Source organism: Chryseobacterium rhizoplanae (assembly GCF_900182655.1).
Taxonomy (GTDB): domain Bacteria; phylum Bacteroidota; class Bacteroidia; order Flavobacteriales; family Weeksellaceae; genus Chryseobacterium; species Chryseobacterium rhizoplanae.
The window spans coordinates 391,160-413,710 of record NZ_FXTC01000004.1 but is presented as its reverse complement, the minus strand read 5'-3'; the positions used below and the strand labels follow the sequence as shown (position 1 = coordinate 413,710).

The window sequence follows — 22,551 nt, the reverse complement described above, 5'->3', positions numbered from 1 at the left end:
GATAAAAGATAAAAGATAAAAGATAAAAGATAAAAGATAAAAGATAAAAGATAAAAGATAAAAGATAAAAGATAAAAGATAAAAGATAAAAGATATTGTTGTTAAATTTCAATAGAGGTGGGTTTTAACCCGCCTGACAATAAATTTCCCATCCATTGGCTTTAGCCAAAACTTACAATATTTACTTTTTAATATTTTAATTTAATTCCAATTTGCTGATTGTCATTTGCTTATTGGTAACTTGTGTTTAATAAAATTAATTATCTTCTGATTATAAATTTAAGATGATTAACATTCAATAATTTCATAAAAATGCATTAAATATTTCAAAGATAATCAGTTGTTTATGGTTTTTCTTAACAAACATTAGTATTTGTAATTAATATTTGGCACTTTAATTGAGTATGCCATCATGTTTAATTTTAAAGTGGAATGAAATGAAAAAGTTACTATTAACAGCATTTTTGATTGGGACATTCAGTTTGAGTTATGCCCAGTCAGACTATTATAACGATTATAGAAGGAGTATTTCTGATGTTAACTGGCAAAGAGTTGTTGCCGATCTGTTGCTGTCTACAACACAGGCCAATCAGATTTATGTACTCAATGATAGGTATCGTGATTACGACACATGGAACAGGGTGTACGTGGTAGAGCCGGGAAGATGGAGAAATGACCGTTATTCAGAGCTGGAAAGAATCATGGGTAGAGAAAAGTATATCATCTTTAAAAAGAGATATTACAGAGGCCAAAACCCGGTGATTGTTTACGGCAGAAATAAAAATGATTATAAAAAATACCGTAAAGAACAAGAGAAGTATTATAAAAATCAGGAAAAATACTATAAAAAACAGAATAAACATCGTGGTCATGGTCACGACGATGATTGGGATTAATCATTATCAACTATATATTCACACTTAAATGGCTGGCATCTTTGTCAGTCATTTTATTTTTTACATTTCAAGTATTATTTTAATTTGTTTGAATTTTATAACTTTGAGTTATGGAATCACACGAATCACTCAACGATTTTTATGAAAGAAATGCTCCCAACCTGATGTCATCATGTATTGGAATCAATAAAATGGGGCACTTCAATGTTTTTTCACGGGAACATTGCTCACTACTGACCCCTTACAGCAGGAGATACTATTATAAGGTTTCACTGATCATAGGAAAAGGAAAACTCCATTATGCTGATAAATGGATTAAGGTGGACCGCCCCGCGCTATTGTTTTCAAATCCTAACATTCCTTATTCCTGGGAAGCGGATGATGCTAATCAGAAAGGCTGGTTTTGTTTGTTTACCGATCAGTTTCTGCATAATGGAAGCCGTATGGGAAACCTTCAGGATTCTCCGCTTTTCAAGATTGGTGGAACTCCGGTTTTCTTTTTGGATGAGGAACAGCAGAAAATACTTTCGGATATATATGCAAAAATGATGACTGAAATTCAGTCTGAATATATTCATAAATATGATATGCTGAGAGCGTATTTGCATCTGATGATTCATGAAACCATCAGAATGCAGCCGGCAGAAAGTTTTGAACCCTATCAGAATGCTTCACAAAGAGTTGCTGCTTTATTTATGGAATTGCTGGAAAGACAGTTTCCGATCGACAGCCCTGCGGCATTTCTAAAATTAAAAACTCCCAATGATTATGCGCAGAGTCTTTCGATACATGTGAATTCTTTAAACCGTTCGGTAAAAGAAATTACGGGAAAAACAACCAGCCAGCAGATTACTGCAAAAATTATTCAGGAAGCTCATGCTTTGCTCACTTATACAGATTGGAATATTTCTGAAATTGCTTACGGATTGGGTTTTGAAGAACCTGCTTATTTTACCAACTATTTTAAAAAGCAGACAGGAATTACACCAAATGCTTTAAGAACGAACCTTGTTTGAATTTTATAATTCTTAGTTTGAATTCTATACGGCAGTGGATCTTTCCATGTTCTAATTTTGTCTTGTAAAATTAAATCATACCTATCATGAAATTTAAAAAATTAGGAAACACAGACGAACAGTTATCAGCAATTGGTTTAGGATGTATGGGAATGAGCTTTGCTTATGGCCCTGCAGATGAACAGGAAAGTATCAGTACTTTGCACAGAGCTTTGGATTTAGGGGTTAATTTCTGGGATACAGCAGATATGTATGCCAATGGAGAAAACGAAAAACTGATCTCCAAGGTTTTGGTTCCGAACAGGGATAAGATTTTTATTGCGACCAAATTCGGATTCAGGTTTAAAGATGGTAAAGCAAGCCACAGCGGAGCTCCGGGAACGTATTTTGACGGTTCTCCGGAATGGATCAGAAAAGCAGTAGATTTAAGCCTTCAAAGATTAAAAATAGACACCATTGATTTGTATTACGCTCACAGAGTAGATCCTAATGTTCCCGTAGAAGAAACCGTAGGGGCAATGGCAGAACTGGTGAAAGCAGGAAAAGTGAAATATATCGGGTTGTCTGAAGCTTCAGCAGAATCTATCAGAAAAGCCAACAAAATTCACCCAATCGCAGCTCTACAGTCAGAATATTCTATCCTTACAAAAGATGTTGAAAAAGAAATTTTACCAACCATCAGAGAACTGGGAATTTCTTTAGTTCCTTATTCACCGCTGGCAAGAGGCCTTTTTACCAATATTTATGATGTACAGAATCTTGGTGATGATGACTTCAGAAAATCACTGCCGCGTTATCAGCAGGAATACCTTGAAAATAATACGAAACTGGCTAACGAAATTAATGAATTTGCTGCATCCAAAGGGGTAAAAGGAACTCAGCTCGCATTAGCCTGGGTATTGAATCAGGGAGACGACATCATCCCGATTCCGGGTACCAAACGAATCAAATACCTGGAAGAAAATATTGCAGCGGTTAATATAGACCTTTCGCAATCAGATCTGGATACCATTGATGCCATTTTGAAAAAATACCCGAATGTAGGGGAAAGATATACCGAAGGTTCAATGAAACTGGTGAACAACTAAAAACTACGATACAAAAACTGAGTTCCTGCTTATGATGGGAGCTCAGTTTTTTTGTTATTATTCTCACTGAGAATGTATAAATAATGAAAAAAACTAAATTATGAACAGAAGAGAACTATTAAAGAATGGCTTATTGGCGGGAACATTAAGCATGATCCCTTTTTCCGGTGTACTGGCAGAAACTCCAAAAATCTCTGAAAAAACGGGTGATGATCTTTCCGGCTTTAAAAAACTAAAGCTTGGAGAGTTGGATTTGTTTGTTCTTACAGACGGATATATTCATGAAGAAAATCTCAATGCATTTGCTCCCAGAGGAACTGTTTCTGAGCTGAAATCAATCCTTAAGAATAATTTCAGACCGGAGAATTATATTGATCTGGCGATGAATATTCTATTGGTTAAAACAAAGAATAAACTCATCCTGTTAGATACCGGAATGGGGATTTTTGCTGATGAAAGAACCGGATTTTTATTAAAAAGTCTCCAAAAAGCTGGCTTTTCACCAAAAGATATTACAGATGTTTTTATCTCTCATGCGCACCCTGATCATATTGGCGGGGTGGTTGACAAAAAGCAGAATCTGGTTTTTCCAAACGCCAATATTTTTATTTCAGAAATTGAACATGACTTTTGGGCGAAAGCTACTATCAAGGATTTTAATAATAGCGCTTTGAAAAAGCAGCCTGAATTACTCAATCAGATTATTCCTGCTGTTCAAAATATTCTGAAAACCATTCAGCCGAAACTTAAATTTTATGACCTTAATGATCCGCTCTATGACAATTTCGGTTTTCAGCTGGCTCCCGGTCATACTCCCGGTTTAACAGTGACAACCATTTCTTCAGGAAATGAAAAGCTGATCTACATTGCGGATCTGGTTCATTCCGATGTAATTCTTTTCCAACATCCTGAATGGGGCTACTTCGGTGATACCGATCTTGATCTTGCCATCGCTTCACGGAAAGATCTCCTGAAGCAATTGGCAGATACTAAAACAAGAGCATTGGCTTGTCATTTGCCCTGGCCGGGCCTGGGCTTTACAAAAACAACATCCGGAGCATTTGAATGGTTCCCGGAGAGTTTTATGAATTAGGTTGCAGGTAATAGGTAATAGATAATAGGTAATAGGTTGCGGGGACTAGGGGAGATAAATAGAAATGAGTCATCTCAATCAATAGTAATGAGGTGCTTAGCATTCCCCTCCTTCGGAGGGGTGGCAAAAATTTTTTGAATTTTTGACGGGGTGGTTAGCTAAACGGAATGATTAATTATGCGTATAATTCAACCAATAGAAGCGGACTTTAGTCCGCTTTTTCAATAAATATTTACCACTCGGCTTTAGCCAAAATTTAATAATCATCAATTTACACAACAAATCCCCCCGGACAACGGGAGGATCTGTTTTTATACATAAGAAAAAATTAGAGTTTAAAATCATTAAGCTTCTCCAAATACCAGCTCGGTAGAATATAGTTTTCTAAACATCAGATAAGTCATTGTAAGTACAGAGAAAGCGACTATTGCATCTATTGTAGCCGGAAAACCCAATACCGCAATTTTTGAGAAGAAAGCAAAAATAATATCGAAAAACATTCCTGCAAATACCCATTCTTTCAATCTCATTAATCTGTTGGGAAGGAGAAGAACAAGAACTCCTGAAATTTTAAAGACACCCAGTATATAAATAAAATGAGGCGGATAACCGAGCTGTCGAGTAATGTCCCATACGACAGGATTTTTTGTAAGCTCAAAGAAACCGCTGGCTCCGAACCATAATGACATAAAAATAGCTCCTGCCCAATAGATGATTTTTGTTGTTTTTGTTTTCATTGTAGTATTATTTTTAGTTGTTATTATTAATGTATTATGTAAAAATTATTTGAACATTGTTTTTGCTGATCCTGATATCTCTCCCGTTTTTGGATTTTGAATAAAAGCTATAACTTCCCAATTTTCAGGAGAAAAGCCATCCGGAAGTTTAAATTTGGTTGTTCCTTCCTGTTGCTTATTCAATGAGATCTGATTTTGCTTGTGAACAATCTGCCAATGATGAAGATGACGGCCTTCATTCTCACCTTTTCCTACCTGAGTAGAAGAATGTTTTTCGACCAGATTAACGAGAAGTATATTCTTAGGATCAGTGGCAGAGGTTTTATACTGTACATTGATTTCCTTCTGAGAAACGTTTGCTGATAGTGACACATTCGTTTTTTTAGAGGTGAATAATGCTTCCCGGATTGTATTTTTGATGTTGGTTTCATCAGAGCCCACAAATTCTGTTTTTCCATTGACAATCAACTGTGGTGTATAAACCTGTGAATTCAAAATACGGCTGTATTGCTGTTGTCGCTGAGAGTTCTCAGCACTACTGAAACGGTCTTTCCAGCCAAGTCGGTTCCAGTAATCTACATGGTAGGAGAGAAGATAAACAGGCTCATCCTTATATTCCTTCCCGATTTTACCCATCAGTTCATCTGCCGGTGGGCAGCTGGAGCAGCCTTCTGAAGTGAAAAGTTCCAAAACTGCAAAACCGTTTTCTGCAGTTGCATGTTGTGTTGTTTTTTCTACTTTATCCTGATAAATAAATGCTGAAGTAGCAAATAATAACGTGGTGAAAGCACTTACTGTGATTAAGTTTTTTAGGATCATGTCTTTTAATTTGATTCAAAAGTAGATACTCTGGAAAGGCGAAAGAATACAAAAATGGTTCAACCGGACAAATCAAAGGGTGAATCCGGAAATTGTGAGGGGAAGTATATTTGCTGGAAGAAGGAGGCTGGAAGCTGGAAGTTTCTGGAGTACGAAAGGGAAATAGAGTTTTGTATTTTAAATTGAAATATAAACAGAGAAGAGCCTAAGAAATTAAAAAAGGTCAAATAACAAACAGAAGAAAACCCTGATCATATCAATCAGGGTTATAATGTATTTCAAAAGAGTTCTATATCTTAGACTGCAGGTACTTCCAGCTTCCAGCCTCCAATTTCCTTACTCTTTATCTGTCTTCCAGCCAGGTAAAAAAACTATGGGTTTTCTCTTTATTAATAAGAAGTTTTTCAGGTGTTTCAACAGTGAGTTTTACCAATATTTTGCGCTGGAAATAATGTTCCATTTCCTTAATTGCTTTGAAATTCACAAGATATTGCCTGTTAACCCTGAAGAATTGTTTATCAGACACCTGTTCCGCGACTTGCCCCAAAGGCTGGCTAAGGGAAAACTGCTCTTTGCCGAATGTTACCAGATGGGTTATTTCATTATGGATATAAAAATAAGCAATGTCTTCCGTAGGAATCGTAGTGTATTTTTGATTTTTAAAAACCAGAAAATTACTCTTACCGGTAGCAGCGGGCTGGTTGATTTTTTGGATCAACAATTCCAGGTCAGGAAGGTCATTCTTCTGAAAGAATTTTTTCAGTTCGTCAACCTTTCTTAAAGCTTCAGCAATATCTTCTTTTGAAAATGGTTTTAAAACATAATCAACGCCCTTGCTCTTAAAAGCATCCAGCATATACTGATCGAATGCCGTACAGAAAACCACCGGGCATGTAATGTCCACCGATTTGAAAATCTCGAATGAAAGTCCGTCCGAAAGTTGGATATCCATAAAAATAAGATCGGGTTTCACGTCTTTCAAGCCTTCAATACTTGTTTCGATACTGTCGTAAACGCCCAGGATCTTAGAATCCGGTTTTAAATCTGAAATTAAATTCTGTAGGGATTTTGCAGCCCTGAATTCGTCTTCAATAATGATGATATTCATGAATTAATGGTAGTTTTATCTGAAAATTGTTTTCGTCTGAGTTAATCGTAATTTCCTTTTCCAGCAAGTGTTTGTAGCGCATTTTAATATTGTCAAGTCCCACTCCCAGAGAGTCTTCGGTATTCATCTTTCGCTGTATGGGGTTTTCAATCACAATTTGGCTATCAGCGGTATATATTTTAATGTGCAGCGGCTTACTTTGTGAAACAATATTGTGCTTGATACAGTTTTCCACCAAAAGCTGAAGCGTAAAAGGAGGGATAAGCGTTTGATCTATTTCTTTTCCGAGACCGTTGGTAAACTTAATCCCTTCACCAAAACGTGCTTTCTGAAGAAAAAGATAGGCATCTACTATTTTCATTTCTTCCTGAACACTGATCAGGTCCAGTTTTCTGCTTTCAAGTGTAAATCGGTAAAAATCTGAGAGTTTTACAATGAAATCAACCGTTTCTTCGTCATGCGTTTCTGCCATTAATTTCAATGTATTCAAACTGTTGAAGAGAAAATGCGGGTTGATCTGTTGCTTCAGTAATTCGTATTGAGCCCCTAAATTATCACTTTTTACCTTCTCCAGTTCAAGCTGTATCTGCTGACCCGTATAATTATTCTGAAGCAGTGTCAAAAACATATAGCAAACCAGATTGATTAAAATTCCTCTTACTTCAACCATCAGCATTACCGGACCAAAATTGATATGAGATAAAATAAGCTGCTGAATCCAGGCAAGTCCAAACATAATCAGCATCCCGAAAGCCAGCACGATCATCAATCTTGAGTAGGAGATATGCTGTCTTCGTTTTGCGGTACGATTTAACATATAAATATTAATATACCACATGATGATGGAAAATGCTGCTGTAATGGCTGCGTTAACTATCGCTTCTTTCCAATTGAATTCATGAGAAGCAAGCTGAGGAACAGAGGATAAAATACCCAGAAAAATGGAGCTTATCCAGATAATGGCTTGTGAAATTTTTATTTTTTGCTGTTGCATGAAATCTGCTGGTTTGAAAAGGTTAAATTAATGCTTTTTATTGAAAATATTATGATAAATAGTGAAATAGGAGTTTTATTTTCATTCCCTATTCGCTGGATTTATAAGATTAAACATTTTATAAAAGGAATCTTGAGTTTGTCTTTTTATGGTCTGCTGACAGGACGGTAACTCATAAAATATTGTATTCTTTCTTCTTTGTTGGGAGAAGTTTTTTTTGCAAGATCACTTTTAACATCATAAGAGATATTTCCAGTATTATCAGCCTGTACCGTTTCAATACTGATCAGTTCTCCGGTAATAGTTCCGCCAATATATTGAGGGTTCTCATGATATTTCCAGGTGACCAGTTTCATAATAGTACCTGCTTCCGGTGTCTTATTTTCCTCTGATAAAGATTCTAAAGCCTTTTCATTACCATATAAAGCGGACATTGTTTCTTTCTTAGGATTTAAAGAATTGGAAATGAATTTTAAATGGCCAGGATCAAAAACAACTCTTGAAAGTCCATTATCTTTATCATTATTTTCTTTGCGGCAAGCGGTAAGAGCAACAAGACTTACCAGCAAAATCAGGATGGTGTTTTTCATTTTTTCTGTAAATTTTGGATTAATCTTTGAGTATTTACTTTCATCGGAACATCAAAAAGATATCCTGTTTTTTCTGCAAGTTGCCTGTGGCAGGCGATACATGATTCTTTGGCGAATGATACCGTTTTTCCTGTAGGATGAAGATCGTCTCCGGAGAATTTTGCAAATCCCCAGCCTTCAGTATCTTTATACTGTTTGGAATCTTTTACCATAAACTGAGCATTGATGAATTTTCCAGGTCTGATTTCTCCGCTGGGAAACTCTTCCTGTTTCCATACAGATTTTACAACAATACTTCCGTCTGGCCATGGATGAAAGTTTTCTGTTTCCACAGCTTTTACAGCAATATCATTTCCATAGATGACACGGATGGAGTTATCAAACAGTGTACTCATACTGATTACTTTCCAGTTTTTGAAATCAGGAGTGTACTGAACTTCATTGGGTGAAACCGGAAACTTTGTTGGGGCAGCAGTAGGTATAGAGGAAGCTGGATGAGGTTCATTTTTATGTTGTGCTGCCGGATTTGCTGAGGATAATGAAAGCGTATATTTTTTAATGATTTCAATATCTTTTGGAGTAATCTTAGCAGATGGATGCAGAAGGGTGTATTCATGAAGAGGCATTTTTCCGCTCTGCATCATGTTGAGAATAGCATACATATTTCCCTTGTGCTCAGCAGGAGAGAGTTTTCCCCATTCTGAAAAATTCAGGACTTCTCTGGCTCTCCTGATGTCTTTATTTACAGCCCAGGAAACAGGAGCAATTTTATCATACCAGTTCAGATTTTGCTGGTTGGAATGGCAGCTGAAACATGAGTTTTCAAGAATACTGATCACTTCCTTTGGCGCTTCAATCTTTCCTGTAACCGGTTTACCTTCCAATGGTTTGCTGAAGAGCTGCAACCCTCCGAAGACTCCTGATATCACCAGAAATGCTATGGCAATGAAGTTTCTTTTTTTCTTTACGGTATCCATAATGAGTATTGTTTTTATTTCTAGACCAAAAGTAGAAGGATGGCCTATACTATGAAACGAAAAACAGGTTGAATCGGACAAATCAAAAGGTGAACCCAGAATTTTCAGCCCTGAAAATACACAAGAAAAACCCCGGTAACTGAGCTACCGGGATTTGATTAAATTTATTGTTTATAAAGTAATACCGCCGTCTATCACAATTTCGGTTCCGGTGACATAGCTTGAAATCTGGTCATCTGACAAATAGCTAACCAGTTTGGCAACTTCTTCAGCTGTTCCCATTTTTTTTAATGGAATCTGATCTACGAGGTGATTTTGAATGTTTTTCAATGTCTCTTCATCAAGTCCGGCTTTACTCATAATCTCAGTTTTTATAGGACCGGGACTGATCATGTTCACTCTGATTTTTCTTGGAGCTAATTCTGCCGCTGCTGTTTTTGCGATCGAGTTCAACGCAGCTTTGCTTGCCTGATAAGCAGAACTGTTGGGTTTATAGGTAGAAGCCACAATAGAAGATAAAAAGATCACAGAAGCACCATCATTTAATAATGGAATGAATTTGCTTAATGTAAAATATGCACCTCTGAAATTGATGTTCATCACCTGATCAAAATTTTCGACATCCATATTCTCAATGGCAATCAGGGTTCCTGTAATTCCTGCATTGATAAACAGGATATCTATTTTTCCGAACTGTTTCTCGACTTCTTCTTTTAAAAGATCAATATCGTTAAGGTTTGCCTGGTCTGCGGTGAACGGGATTGCTCCAAGCTCCTGAGCTGCTTTTTCTACAGCTTCTTTTCGTCTTCCGGTGATGATAACCTTTGCGCCTTCTGAAATAAGTTCTTTTGCTGCAGCGAATCCTATTCCGCTGTTTCCTCCTGTCACGATAGCCAGTTTGTTACTGAATTTTTTCATTGTAAATTTTTTGACAAAGTTATTCCAAAATGGTATACTTTTGTAATCAGTATCACAGAGTATACCAGTATCATCCGTGATATCACTTAACTTTGCAATTATGGAAAGAGATCAGACAGAAGAACTTAGAGCTTTACAGGATACCCTTTACTTTATCGGAGGAAAATGGCGAATTCCTGTGATCAATTCGCTTTGTAACGGGAACAGACGGTTCAGGGAAATTGAACGGAGTATTCCCGGAATTACCACCAGAATGCTTTCAAAAGAACTAAAAGATATGGAACTGAATAAACTGTTAAAACGGAACGTTTATCCGGAGACTCCTGTTTTAATAGAATATGAACCTACGGAATACTGCAGAACCTTTGGAAACATTATTATGGAAATGATTAAATGGGGTAGGGAGCATAGAAGAGTGATTGTGCAGGATGGAAAATAATAAATAAAAAACCTCTCACTAAGGAGAGGTTTATAACTATTTGTCAAAAATTTCGATCATTATATTGTCAGGAATGATTCCCGAATAATCATAAGACTGAACGTTGAGTTGAGTAACTGAACTTACACAGACTACCTTATTGTTGTAGCTGAACACTTTATAAGGAAATCTCTTTGTATTGATTGTCTTGGTTTTTGTGTAAGAATTGATGTTATAAAGTTCAATGGTCTTACTGGTAGTTCCCGCAATAATACTATTACTATCAAAATCAAAACTTGAAAGCATGGAATTTCCGGAAGGTAGATCATTCTGATAAATCATTTGCGAATTATATACAGAACCTGAACTTGCCGTAATGATTCTTCCATCAGGAAATGCTTCAAATATCCTGTGATTAAGAGGATGATCTCCATGATAAGTATCGTCCTGGTGACTAATGTAATTACCATTAAGATCAAAATTATAAAGATCCATATCTACAGGTGTAATATTCTGTGTTATGGTATATAATTGTACCGAAGTCCCTACAGCTTTTCTCATCCTTCCACTATTATAATAAAGTTGTGGCGATTGAGAAATTATAGCTTTTGTAGCTCTACTTGCTGATTTAATCACGCTGTAACTACTATTATTATTTGAAGAACCGTAAAGTATACCATTATGATAAACAGTACTGATGAGCGGCATTCCAAAACTCACCTGAGCTTTCAATGTCAGGTCATTCCCATCATAAATATCTACCCAGCCATCATTTCGGGGAACATATAGTTCCACACTTCCATTATAGGTTCCAATATCAGAGTAGCCTAAAGTTGCATTTGTGCTGATCTGATGGGTAACAGAGTTTGTATTTACATCATAAATGGCAATTTTCCCATCCGTATCTAACAGGTATAGCTTTCCGGAGTTTTTATCAAATTGGGCATCAAAAGTTTTAAGATTAATCAATTTAATCTCAGGTCTTTCAATTTTTATAATGTTACTTTTAACCTCTTCACCATTAGCCTTAATACCAATAACCTGATATTCTACATAAGGGTTAAATGGTACGGCTGAAGTAAATGTAAACTGATTCGGATAGCTATTACCAATTTCGGATTGTATCCCGTTTTGAGAATCACTTCTTACAATTTTATAATGATTATAAGTGGCTTCTCCACTGAGCGTCCATTTTAAGCTTACCGTTTCAGTGGTATCACTGTAAGTTGAAGTTAAATTGATCTTATTTTCAATAACAGGAGGTGTTACTGTTACCACCTCCGTAATATCATCGTTTGAACTGCTGCATGAAAATATTGATAAATAAGCAAATAATATGGTTATAGTTTTTTTCATAAATTTTAGATTCCGTCAATGATTTCATTTAAAACAGTGCTAGGTCTCATGGCTGCATATGTTTTATACGTATCAGTTTTGTAGTATCCTTCAATGTTTTGAGGTTTACCCTGAGCACCAATTAATTCTGCATTGATTACTTCTTCATTTTCCTGCATTGCCTGTGCAATCGGCGCAAATTGTTTAGCCAATTCAGCATCAGCAGTTTGGTTAGCTAGTGCTTCAGCCCAGTACATTGCCAAATAGAAGTGCGAACCTCTGTTGTCGATCTGTCCTACTTTTCTGGCAGGAGATTTATCTGTAGCTAAGAATTTAGCGTTAGCTTCATCCAATGCATCAGCTAAAACCTGAGATTTTGTATTCCCCTGAGTTTGTGCCAAGTGCTCTAAAGAAGCCTGAAGTGCTAAGAATTCACCTAGAGAATCCCATCTTAGGTATCCTTCTTCCAGGAACTGCTCAACGTGTTTTGGAGCAGAGCCTCCGGCACCTGTTTCAAATAAACCACCACCATTCATCAATGGAACGATAGAAAGCATTTTTGCAGAAGTACCAAGCTCAAGGATTGGGAAAAGGTCAGTTAAATAATCTCTCAATACGTTTCCGGAAACAGAAATAGTGTCTTTACCTTCTCTTGCTCTCTTCAGCGTTTCAGTCATAGCATCTTTTACATCAAGAATTCTGATGTCAAGACCTGTTGTATCGTGGTCAGCAAGATATTTCTCTACTTTTTTGATGATTTCTCTGTCATGAGCTCTTCCTTTGTCTAACCAGAAGATGGCAGGAGTATCAGATAATCTTGATCTGTTTACCGCTAATTTTACCCAGTCCTGGATAGGCGCATCTTTTGTCTGACACATTCTGAAGATATCATCTTTTTCTACTTTTTGAGAAAGAAGAACATTTCCTGCTTCATCCTGAACTTCTACAGTTCCGTCAGCTGATAATTGGAAAGTTTTATCGTGAGAACCATATTCTTCAGCTTTCTGAGCCATCAAACCTACGTTTGGAACAGATCCCATTGTTGTAGGGTCTAATTTTCCGTGCGCTTTCATATCGTCAATTACAGACTGATAGAAACCTGCATAAGAACGGTCCGGAATGATACAAACAGTATCTTCTTCGTTTCCGTCTTTGTTCCACATTTTACCTCCTCCTCTTACAAGAGCAGCCATAGATGCGTCAACGATGATATCAGAAGGTACGTGGAAGTTAGTAATTCCTTTGTCAGAATTTACCATTGCCACTCTAGGTCCGTTTGCCAAAGCTGCTTCAATATCAGCTTTGATGTCAGCTTCCTGAGCATTTCCTTTAATTTTTTCAAAAAGATCAGCAAGACCGTTATTTGGATTGATGTCTAAAGATTTGAAAGTCTCAGCATATTTAGTAAATACTTCTTTGAAGAAAGTCTCAACAATAGCCCCGAAAATAATAGGATCTGAGATTTTCATCATTGTCGCTTTAAGGTGAGCAGAAAGAAGTACATTTCTATTCTTAGCTTCCTCAATTGCTTCCTGAACGAATGCTTTCAATGCATTTAGGTTCATTACAGAAGAATCAATTACTTCACCAGCCTGAAGACCAGCGAAGTCTTTTAATACAGACTCAGAACCGTCGTTTCCTTTGAATACGATTCTATATTTTGTAGCGTTTTCTAATGTTGTAGAAGTTTCTGTACCGTAGAAATCACCATTGTTCATGTGAGCTACGTCAGTTTTGCTGTCAGATGCCCAGTTACCCATTCTGTGAGGGTTTGCTTTTGCATAGTTTTTAACAGCTTTTGGAGCACGTCTGTCAGAGTTTCCTTCTCTTAATACAGGGTTTACAGCACTTCCTAATACTTTGGCATACTTAGCTTTGATAGCTTTTTCCTCATCATTTTTAGGCTCTGCAGGATAATTTGGAACGGCGAAACCTTTACCTTGTAATTCAGCGATTGCTGCATCCAGTTGAGGTACAGAAGCAGAAATGTTAGGTAACTTAATGATATTAGCGTCAGGTTGAGTAGCCAGTTGGCCAAGTTCTGATAAAGCATCGCTTATTTTCTGGTCGTCTTTTAAAAACTCAGGAAAATTTGCAAGAATTCTTCCTGACAAAGAAATATCCGGAACCGCGATTTCGATATCTGCTGATTTTGTAAAAGCTTTTACAATGGGTAAAAACGAGTGAGTAGCCAGCATTGGAGCTTCATCAGTAAGTGTGTAATAGATTTTTGATTTTTCTGACATTATACTGTTATTTTTTATTTGAAATTTTAAGTCCCACAAATTTAGTAAATATCCTTGTTTTATTTGAATATTTCCATAAAAAAGTGGCTTTTGTATCTTTATTTTATATCGGTGTAATTGTATTGCTTCCGGATATGCTGTCATTAATTCTAAAAATAATTGAATAATTTCTGGTATTGAACTTTTGCAGTCTGAATCTTAATTTTTTTAGGTTCGCAGGCATGTAAATAATTTTGTTTGAAAACCGATGAGCAAGTGAAAAATTTTTTATTTTCACTTTAAGATTAATTTAACCATAATAAGTCGGGAAAAATTTTCTTTTTTGATTAAATTTGAAAAACTAAAAAATAAAATTATGTCCACGACAATCACTTTAAAAGGAAACGAAGTACACACAATAGGAGCATTACCATCTGTAGGAACTACTGTAAAAGATTTTGCATTGGTAGATTCAGGATTAAATGTGAAAACACTTGAAACGTTTGACGGAAAGAAAAAAGTATTTAATATCTTCCCAAGTATTGATACCCCAACTTGTGCTGCTTCTTCCAGAAAATTCAATGAAGAAGCTTCAAAACTTGACAATACAGTTATCATCAATGTTTCAAAAGACCTTCCGTTTGCTCTGGGAAGATTCTGTGCAGCTGAAGGGTTGAATAATGTGGAAACACTTTCGGATTTCAGAAGCAGCTTCGGGGATGATTATGAAGTGACAATCGCAGATTCTCCTTTGAAAGGTCTATTGAGCCGTGCCGTGATCGTTACAGACGAAAACAACAAAGTAATTTATACTGAGCAGGTTCCGGAAATTGCTGACGAGCCTAATTACGATGCCGCTCTTGCAGCATTGAAATAATAGAAATAATTTTTGTAGAAAAGCCTTGTGAATAATTTTACAAGGCTTTTTTTGAATATAAGATCTAATCAAATCACACCAAATGACGTCAATTAATTATAAAAAGTATGGAGAACTTTTTCAGGTGGACTCAGAACATTTTGAAGAATTCTACGCTTTACTTCATGATACAAAGCTTTTAAAGTCTGATTTTTTTCTTAAACAGGGAGAAAAATGCAAATATCTGGGCTTTATCAAAAAAGGAACCATCAGATCTTTCTATATCAATGATCAAGGACGTGAAATCAATTTTGGGTTCTATTTTGAAAATGAATTTTTTACCGATTACGAAAGTATACTTTGCGATACAGTCTCCAATATGAATATCCAGGCGCTGGAAAACTGTGAAATATTACTGCTGAGTAAAGATCATCTGCAGGATCTATATAAAAAAGAAGCCTATTGGCAGGAATTCGGGAGGAGGATGAGTGAAAAGATTTATTTGGATGCAAAAAAAAGAATTGATGATCTTCTTTGCTATTCCCCTGAAAACCGATATCTCAATCTTGTCAAAAAACAACCAGCTCTTTTTCAGAAAATAGCACAGAAACATATTGCCAGTTATTTGGGCGTAACAGAGCAGTCACTCAGCCGGATAAGAAGCCGGATAGTTAATTAACTTAAGTTAACGTCTGCAGATACTTTTATACCGTAGCTTTACCATTATCAAATTTTAACAAAATCATTATGGAACAAAAAGATTTAACCATTATTTTGGTACACGGAGCATGGGGAGACGGGTCACACTGGCAGTACGTTATCCCTTCATTGACAAAAGCGGGATATAAAGTAAGAAGTGTTCAGAATCCATTAACTTCGCTGCAGGATGATATTAATAAGACAAAAGATCTTATTGATGCACAGGATGGGAAAGTACTTTTAGTAGGGCATTCCTATGGAGGTGCTGTTATTTCTGGAGCCGGAAATCATGATAAAGTAGCCGGACTTGTTTATATTGCTGCATTTGCCCCTGATGCCGGAGACAGTCTGGGATCTCTGCTGGGAAGAAGAGAATCGCCGGGTGGAGCAAGCATTTATCCGGATGATAAAGGCTTTTTATGGATCAAATATGATGAATTTAAATCTGCTTTTTGCCAGGATTTGGATGATGAAAAAGCGTTGGTAATGTCATTGTCACAGAAACCTATTCACGGTCAGTGTTTTGGTGACGTAGCGGGTGAACCGGCATGGAAAAAGCTTCCAAGTTGGTATCAGATCTCATTGCAGGACCGTATGATCCCTGCAGAAACAGAAAAAGAAATGGCAGAGCGCCTTGAACCTAAGAAAATAATCTCTTTAGATGCGGGACACGCTTCATTGGCGTCACATCCTGAAGAAGTTACTCAGCTGATTTTAGAAGCTGCAGCTTCTGTTTAATACAAGAATATAATAATTTATTAAGCCTTGTGAAATTTTATGTAATTTCACAAGGCTTTTTTTATGAAAAACTAGTACAAAATGGTAAAAAGAATTGTAGCCAATATCAAAACGGATGATATTTCCAAAGCCAATCAGTTTTATCAGGACATTCTTGAGCTGAATGTTTTGATGGATCATGGCTGGATCAAAACATTGGGGAATGATGAAGAAGCAAAAATTCAGATCAGTTTTGCCGAACAGGGAGGAAATGATACTGAAGTTCCGGACCTTTCCATTGAAGTAGATAATGTAGATGAAATTTATGATAAAATGAAAAATGCAGGCTTTGAAATCACTTACGAGCTGACCAATGAAAAATGGGGAGTCCGCAGGTTTTTTGTTAAAGATCCATTTCAGAAGCTGATCAATATACTGTCTCACCAATAAACTATCTTACAATGAAAGCAGAACGTATTATTCCTATACTAAGAATCTTTGACTATCGGAAAACAAAAGAATTTTATGTAGAATGGCTTGGATTTGAGATAGTCTGGGAACATTATTTTGATGAAAATACCCCCGTTTATATGGAAGTGAAAAGAGAAAACATCATTTTCCATTTGAGCGAGCATCATGGAGACGGAACACCCGGAACAAGAGTTGCTGTCTGGGGGGAAGGCGTTCCTCAATATCATAAAGAATTAATTGACAAAAAATACAAATACAACCGTCCCGGACTTGAAAAAACGTTTTACGGAGCTGTATCTTTTACCGTAATTGATCCTTTCGGGAATAAAATTACATTCGAAGAAGAATATAATGAAGAAAAACATAAAGATCTTGAATTCTATTCCCACGATTAATCCTACAAAAACTGCATAGCTTATTGTCATGTTTTCAAATATACATCAGGAGTTTGAGGTTCCGGAAGAACTTAAGAATACTATAAAATGTTTCTGGTATAACAGAAGGGATTATGGCGAACAACAGTCCGGATTTACGGTGATGCCGGATGGCTATGCTGAAATTATTTTCCATTTTGGAAGTGGCTGCAGTATCTCTCATCACGGAACTTTACAAGCTTTACCTTCCCCGTTTATCATGGGACTGCTCAATCAGCCTGCTCTTTTTTATGCTCAAAATCAATTGGAAATTATTGGAATAAGGTGTTTCCCGTGGGCTGTTTTTGATTTGCTGGGATTGTCATCAGAAAAAACTGAAAATGGAGTTCATACTTTTGAACATCCCGTTGCAAAGCTTCAAACTATATTAAATGATCTTATTACGATGGGAAAAATAGAAGAAGCCGTTTCTAAGGTAGAACAATATTTTCTCAAATTGCATTCACTCATTACAGCAGATAGCCTCCTTTTCAAAGCAGGAGCTGCCATGAGAAAAAATAATGGGACTATTCCTGTCAATCAGGTGGCTGATTCAGCTCATACAACTGTCCGGACATTGGAAAGAAAATTTAAACAGTCCTCTGGCCATACTGTAAAAGATGTATCCGGAGTGATGCGTTTTGAACAGATAAGAAATCGTCTGTGGCATACTCCCGAAACTTCTATTGCAGCCCTCGCACAGGAATTTGGATATACAGATCAATCTCATTTAAGCAGAGAATTTAAACGGTATAGCGGCACAACACCCGCTGTTTTTGCAAGAGAAGCTAAAAAAAGGAAACAAGTCTTAAGCAATGATTTTGTCGCATTTGTACAAGCATGATAGAATCGCATTCCGGAATTTTGTACCATAATAAATACATTAAAAATTATGGTATTGAAACATAAAAAAGTAGCCATCATTGGCGCAGGACCGGTTGGTTTAACCATGGCAGTCTTATTACAGCAGAAAGGTGTTGAAGTAAATGTATATGAAAGAGATAAGAACGCACAGACAAGAGTTTGGGGTGGCACATTAGATCTTCATCAGGAATCAGGACAGAAAGCTATGAAAAAGGCTGGATTGTTAGATAAATATTACGAGATTGCCTTGCCTATGGGAATCAAAATTGCTGATGAACATGGCAATATACTTTTCACGAAAGAAATTACTCCTGAAAATCAATATGACAACCCGGAAATCAACAGAAATCATTTAAGAGAAATGTTGCTGGGCAGCCTTTCAGATAATACGGTAATCTGGGATATGAACTTTACCGGAATGGAAGAAAATAATGGAAAATGGCAGCTTCATTTTAAGGATAAACCTGATGTAACTGCAGATCTGGTCATAGGTGCTAATGGCGGGATGTCTAAAGTAAGGAAATATGTCACTGAAGCCGAAGTGGAAGAAACCGGAACTTTTATTATTCAGGGAGATATTCCACAGCCTGAAAAAGCGTGTCCCGAATTTTTTGAATGGTGCGACGGAAAAAGACCAATGGCCGCTTTTGAAGGTAATTTATTAGTTGCCAATCCTTATAATAACGGAGCTTTGACGTATGGAGTGATATTCAAAAAGTCTGATGAATGGAAAGATGTCCCTGGTTTGAATTTTCACAACACTGAACAGGTTCGTCAGTTTCTTGTCCGAAGATTTTCTGGGTGGAACGAGCTGTATCAGCAGTTATTCCTGTCAACTTCCTTTTTTGTAGGGTTGCCAACAAGGAGAATTCCATTAGACAAATCCTGGAAAAACAACCGCTCTTTGCCTGTAACACTTATTGGAGATGCCGCTCATCTGATGCCGCCTTTTGCAGGACAGGGAGTCAATAGCGGGTTGATGGATGCTTTAATTTTATCAGAAAATCTGACAGAAGAGAAATATCAAAGCATTGAGGAAGCCATCGATGCTTACGAACAGAAAATGTTTATCTATGCCAAAGAAGCACAAGAGGAATCCAGTAAAAATGAACTGGAAATGCGTGATCCCGGCTTCTCTTTTACAAGTCTTGTCCGATAACCGTAATAATAGAATTAATGATCCGGATCATTAAATAGTAAGGGTAATAAAACTTACTTTTACATTTTTAAAACAATGAAACGGTCAGGAACAGCAGATTTACCCCTTCACTATGGCAAAGTACCGCCATGGCTGTATGAACGTATGTCTGTGCTGGGACTTTCCATTATTGAAGTAATTCTAATGGATTACGGTAAAGATGAGGTATTGCGCCGATTGGCAGATCCGTTCTGGTTTCAGAGTTTTGGAGCGGTGATGGGAATGGACTGGCATTCTTCAGGAATTACCACTTCTGTGATGGGAGCACTGAAACGATCTGTTAATCCCAATTCACAGTCTCTGGGACTTTATATCTGTGGCGGGAAAGGAAAGTTTTCCCGGGAAACTCCATCAGAGTTAATCAGAATTGCTGATAAAACCGGTCTCAACGGAACAGATTTGGTAAGAGCCAGCAAGCTTTCGGCAAAAGTGGATAATACGGCTATTCAGGATGGCTATCAACTGTATCTGCATAATTTCATTCTTTCAGATAACGGAAACTGGAGCGTTATTCAGCAGGGAATGCATGAGTCGGATGGAACAGCAAGGCGGTACCACTGGCATTCCGAAAACATCACATCATTTGTAGACCAGCCTCATACAGGAATCAACGGAATTTCAAGAGGAAAGATACTTAACCTTACCGATGCCGAAGCTTCAGAGAACAGAAAGGGAATTTTAGATATTTCTCATACCGATTCAGCAGAAGTAATGAAGGATTTTGCAACATTGATTCTTCCTGCCCACCATGACGTTCAGGCTTCTGATGTAGACCTGAAGCGCTTGGGAGCACTTCTGTATGTTACCAGAGAGCAGCAGCCTCAGAATTTTGAAGATTTGCTGATGCTGGAAGGAGTAGGACCAAAAACCATGCAGTCATTGGCTTTGGTAAGTGAAGTCATTCACGGAGCACCATCGAGATTTGCCGATCCGGCAAGGTTTTCCTTTGCCCATGGAGGTAAAGACGGACATCCTTTCCCTGTTCCTGTCAATACGTATGATGAAAGTATCAGCATTCTCAGAAAAGGGATTGAAAAGTCCAGACTGGGAAATTCTGATAAATTAAATTCATTAAATAAACTTCATCAGATCGTAGCCAATGCCGAAAAAGACTTTACTCCGGATTTTGATATTCAGCAGGTGATTGAAGAAGAAAGACAAAATTCCTGGCGCTTTGGCGGAAAGACCGTATTTGGTGATGCCCAGAAACCCAGTACTCCGAAATCAATACAACTTTCCCTGTTTTAAAAAATATTTCCTGTAAAAAGCTTACAATTACTATATTGGCAGATAGTCATTCCCATCCTTTGGAGGGGTGGCAAAAATTCAAAGAATTTTTGACGGGGTGGTAAAATATATTGTGTTTCAAATAACTGTTTAAGAATAATAAGTTTTAAAATACCTTTAATTTCAATAGAGTATGTACTTTTGATGAAAACATTCAATTCTTTGTTTAATGTTTTTGCTCTTAATTCAATTAAAAATTTTATTTTTAAACACTTAAAAAAATTGACACCAATGACCAATCAAGCTTTAGAAATCTGCTATGATTTCCCTTTCTTTTTTCCCGAAGAGCTTGCTGAGATATTTCAGGCTCATGAGAAAACATCTTTCCAGAAAGGTGATTTCATCCTTGAGGAAGGAAAAACAGCCAATGAATATTATATTCTTGAAAGCGGATTGGCGCGTTCCTATGTTAATGATTTTAACGGAAATGAAGTAACCACTCACTTTTTCGTTGAAAATGAAGTGATTATTGAGGTTTTGTCAATGTTTCAGCGGGTTCCCTCTCAGGAAAATATCGTTTGTATTACAGACTGTGAATGCTGGAGGATGGATTATGATACGTTTCAGGAATTATTCCATAAAATTCCAAACCTTAGAGAATGGGGAAGATCATGGATGTCTCAGGAGCTTTTTGCCTACAAACAGCGCTCCGTAGAAATGTTCACCCTTTCAGCAACCAGAAGATACCTTAATCTGCTGGAACAAAAATCTAAAGTCATACAATTTGCACCATTGAAGCAGATTGCTTCCTATCTGGGAGTTACAGACACTTCTTTAAGCCGTATCCGCAAAGAAATAGTTTCCCATCCTAAGAAAAATTAAATCTTGCCTTATGACAAGTTGATTTTCATTGTACTGTGGTAATTTTGGATAACAGATTAACACTAAAATTACAAAAAATGAAAGTCAATCAAATTTATGTGAACCTTCCGGTAAAAGATGTACAGAAAACAAAAGAATTCTGGACCAGGGTTGGTTTTTCGATTAATGAGCAATTCTCCGATGATAAAGCAACCTGTGTTGCTTTGAATGATATCATCTATGTCATGTTTCTGCAGGAAGATTACTTTATGACCTTTACCAATAAACCTGTTGCCAAGGAAAATACCAGTCAGGTTCTTGTAGCAGTAGGTCTTGACAGCCGTGAAGACGTAGATAAAATAGTGAATACTGCTGTAAAAAACGGCGCGTCGCAGCATGAAGAACCTCAGGATTATGGATGGATGTATCAGAACTCTTTCTGGGATCTTGACGGACATGGCTGGAACATAACGTTTGCAGATATGTCGCAAATGCCTGCAGAATAGTTGAGATTCAAATAAAAATTAAATCTTGTCCTATGACAAGCACATTCTTACCATACCCTGGTAATTTTGGATAAAATTCACCACTAAAATTTACAAAATGAGTATTACTGATATTTACGTCAATTTACCTGTAAAAGACGTACAAAAAACCAGAGAATTCTGGACAGAGTTAGGTTTTTCTATCAATGAACAGTTTTCAAACGATAAGGCAATATGTGTGGTCATGAAGGAAAATCATATTTACACCATGTTCCTAAAAGAAGAGTTCTTCCAGACCTTTACAAACAGACCTTTTGCTAAAGGAGATACCACACAGGTGCTTCTTGCCATTGGGGTAAACAGCCGCGAAGAAGTAGACCAGATGGTAAAAACAGCCATCGGAAACGGAGGTTCAAAATATGCCGAGCCTGTAGATTACGGATGGATGTATCAAAGCAGTTTTGCTGATATCAATGGCCATCAGTGGGAAGTGATGCATGGAGATGTATCCCAGATGCCTGCAGAATAATATTATCATTCACTTAT

General features: G+C 37.0%; 25 protein-coding genes. 16 read left to right on the top strand and 9 right to left on the bottom strand.

Features of this window, described 5'->3' with window-relative positions:
- Positions 1-437: 437 nt before the first annotated feature.
- From FN817_RS12610 to FN817_RS12595, 4 genes are all read left to right on the top strand, one after another.
- On the top strand, positions 438-896 hold the full coding sequence (locus tag FN817_RS12610; protein ID WP_047421866.1) for a hypothetical protein: 459 nt from the start codon (positions 438-440) through the stop codon (positions 894-896).
- 110 nt (positions 897-1,006) lie between these two features.
- The gene (locus FN817_RS12605; protein WP_142718229.1) at positions 1,007-1,912 is read left to right on the top strand and encodes a helix-turn-helix domain-containing protein; all 906 of its coding nucleotides are present in this window, start codon (positions 1,007-1,009) and stop codon (positions 1,910-1,912) included.
- A gap of 86 nt (positions 1,913-1,998) precedes the next feature.
- Positions 1,999-3,000 carry an aldo/keto reductase gene (locus FN817_RS12600; RefSeq protein WP_142718228.1) on the top strand — a complete coding sequence of 334 codons (1,002 nt, stop codon included), beginning with the start codon at positions 1,999-2,001 and terminating at the stop codon, positions 2,998-3,000.
- Between the two features lie 100 nt (positions 3,001-3,100).
- Positions 3,101-4,093, top strand: a complete 993-nt coding sequence (locus FN817_RS12595) for an MBL fold metallo-hydrolase (protein ID WP_142718227.1) — start codon at positions 3,101-3,103, stop codon at positions 4,091-4,093.
- A gap of 344 nt (positions 4,094-4,437) precedes the next feature.
- Here FN817_RS12595 and FN817_RS12590 read toward each other — a convergent pair whose 3' ends face one another.
- The 7 genes from FN817_RS12590 to FN817_RS12560 form a co-directional block, all read right to left on the bottom strand.
- A complete protein-coding gene (locus tag FN817_RS12590) occupies positions 4,438-4,830 on the bottom strand; it encodes a DoxX family protein (protein ID WP_142718226.1) in 393 nt (130 codons plus the stop codon).
- Positions 4,831-4,875: 45 nt separating this feature from the next.
- Positions 4,876-5,649, bottom strand: a complete 774-nt coding sequence (locus tag FN817_RS12585) for a DUF1223 domain-containing protein (protein WP_142718225.1) — start codon at positions 5,647-5,649, stop codon at positions 4,876-4,878.
- A 343-nt stretch (positions 5,650-5,992) separates the two neighbouring features.
- Positions 5,993-6,757, bottom strand: a complete 765-nt coding sequence (locus FN817_RS12580; protein ID WP_142718224.1) for a LytR/AlgR family response regulator transcription factor — start codon at positions 6,755-6,757, stop codon at positions 5,993-5,995.
- On the bottom strand, positions 6,738-7,751 hold the full coding sequence (locus FN817_RS12575) for a sensor histidine kinase (protein ID WP_142718223.1): 1,014 nt from the start codon (positions 7,749-7,751) through the stop codon (positions 6,738-6,740). Before FN817_RS12575 ends, FN817_RS12580 begins: the two co-directional genes overlap by 20 nt.
- A 146-nt stretch (positions 7,752-7,897) precedes the next feature.
- Positions 7,898-8,341 (bottom strand): hypothetical protein, encoded by a 444-nt coding sequence (locus tag FN817_RS12570; RefSeq protein ID WP_142718222.1) that lies wholly within the window; start codon positions 8,339-8,341, stop codon positions 7,898-7,900.
- Positions 8,338-9,318, bottom strand: coding sequence for a heme-binding domain-containing protein (locus FN817_RS12565; RefSeq protein ID WP_142718221.1), 981 nt, complete (start codon positions 9,316-9,318; stop codon positions 8,338-8,340). The genes FN817_RS12570 and FN817_RS12565 overlap by 4 nt, the downstream gene beginning before the upstream one ends.
- 171 nt (positions 9,319-9,489) lie before the next feature.
- On the bottom strand, positions 9,490-10,236 hold the full coding sequence (locus FN817_RS12560; RefSeq protein ID WP_167498856.1) for an SDR family oxidoreductase: 747 nt from the start codon (positions 10,234-10,236) through the stop codon (positions 9,490-9,492).
- Positions 10,237-10,336: 100 nt separating this feature from the next.
- Between FN817_RS12560 and FN817_RS12555 the strand changes: the two genes are divergently transcribed.
- On the top strand, positions 10,337-10,675 hold the full coding sequence (locus FN817_RS12555) for a winged helix-turn-helix transcriptional regulator (protein WP_142718220.1): 339 nt from the start codon (positions 10,337-10,339) through the stop codon (positions 10,673-10,675).
- Positions 10,676-10,711: 36 nt separating this feature from the next.
- Here the strand turns inward: FN817_RS12555 and FN817_RS12550 are convergent, their stop codons facing one another.
- Positions 10,712-12,010 carry a hypothetical protein gene (locus tag FN817_RS12550; protein ID WP_142718219.1) on the bottom strand — a complete coding sequence of 433 codons (1,299 nt, stop codon included), beginning with the start codon at positions 12,008-12,010 and terminating at the stop codon, positions 10,712-10,714.
- A gap of 5 nt (positions 12,011-12,015) precedes the next feature.
- Positions 12,016-14,235, bottom strand: a complete 2,220-nt coding sequence (locus FN817_RS12545) for an NADP-dependent isocitrate dehydrogenase (RefSeq protein WP_142718218.1) — start codon at positions 14,233-14,235, stop codon at positions 12,016-12,018.
- Between the two features lie 355 nt (positions 14,236-14,590).
- Here FN817_RS12545 and tpx point away from each other — a divergent pair, with 355 nt between their 5' ends.
- The 11 genes from tpx to FN817_RS12490 all read left to right on the top strand — a co-directional run bounded on the left by tpx (position 14,591) and on the right by FN817_RS12490 (position 22,534).
- Entirely contained in the window at positions 14,591-15,091 is a 501-nt protein-coding gene (gene tpx, locus FN817_RS12540) for a thiol peroxidase (RefSeq protein ID WP_142718217.1), read from the top strand.
- 82 nt (positions 15,092-15,173) lie between these two features.
- A complete protein-coding gene (locus FN817_RS12535) occupies positions 15,174-15,749 on the top strand; it encodes a Crp/Fnr family transcriptional regulator (protein WP_142718216.1) in 576 nt (191 codons plus the stop codon).
- 68 nt (positions 15,750-15,817) lie between these two features.
- Positions 15,818-16,507, top strand: a complete 690-nt coding sequence (locus tag FN817_RS12530; RefSeq protein WP_142718215.1) for an alpha/beta hydrolase — start codon at positions 15,818-15,820, stop codon at positions 16,505-16,507.
- 81 nt (positions 16,508-16,588) lie between these two features.
- Positions 16,589-16,936, top strand: coding sequence for a VOC family protein (locus FN817_RS12525; protein ID WP_142718214.1), 348 nt, complete (start codon positions 16,589-16,591; stop codon positions 16,934-16,936).
- Between the two features lie 11 nt (positions 16,937-16,947).
- On the top strand, positions 16,948-17,352 hold the full coding sequence (locus FN817_RS12520; RefSeq protein ID WP_142718213.1) for a glyoxalase superfamily protein: 405 nt from the start codon (positions 16,948-16,950) through the stop codon (positions 17,350-17,352).
- 28 nt (positions 17,353-17,380) lie between these two features.
- On the top strand, positions 17,381-18,214 hold the full coding sequence (locus tag FN817_RS12515) for a helix-turn-helix domain-containing protein (RefSeq protein WP_142718212.1): 834 nt from the start codon (positions 17,381-17,383) through the stop codon (positions 18,212-18,214).
- 48 nt (positions 18,215-18,262) lie between these two features.
- On the top strand, positions 18,263-19,393 hold the full coding sequence (locus FN817_RS12510; protein ID WP_142718211.1) for an FAD-dependent oxidoreductase: 1,131 nt from the start codon (positions 18,263-18,265) through the stop codon (positions 19,391-19,393).
- 75 nt (positions 19,394-19,468) lie between these two features.
- Positions 19,469-20,680, top strand: a complete 1,212-nt coding sequence (locus tag FN817_RS12505) for a DUF763 domain-containing protein (RefSeq protein WP_142718210.1) — start codon at positions 19,469-19,471, stop codon at positions 20,678-20,680.
- Between the two features lie 270 nt (positions 20,681-20,950).
- On the top strand, positions 20,951-21,541 hold the full coding sequence (locus FN817_RS12500) for a Crp/Fnr family transcriptional regulator (protein WP_052186321.1): 591 nt from the start codon (positions 20,951-20,953) through the stop codon (positions 21,539-21,541).
- Between the two features lie 77 nt (positions 21,542-21,618).
- On the top strand, positions 21,619-22,026 hold the full coding sequence (locus FN817_RS12495) for a VOC family protein (RefSeq protein WP_142718209.1): 408 nt from the start codon (positions 21,619-21,621) through the stop codon (positions 22,024-22,026).
- A 97-nt stretch (positions 22,027-22,123) separates the two neighbouring features.
- Positions 22,124-22,534, top strand: coding sequence for a VOC family protein (locus FN817_RS12490; RefSeq protein ID WP_142718208.1), 411 nt, complete (start codon positions 22,124-22,126; stop codon positions 22,532-22,534).
- The last annotated feature ends 17 nt before the right edge of the window (positions 22,535-22,551 follow it).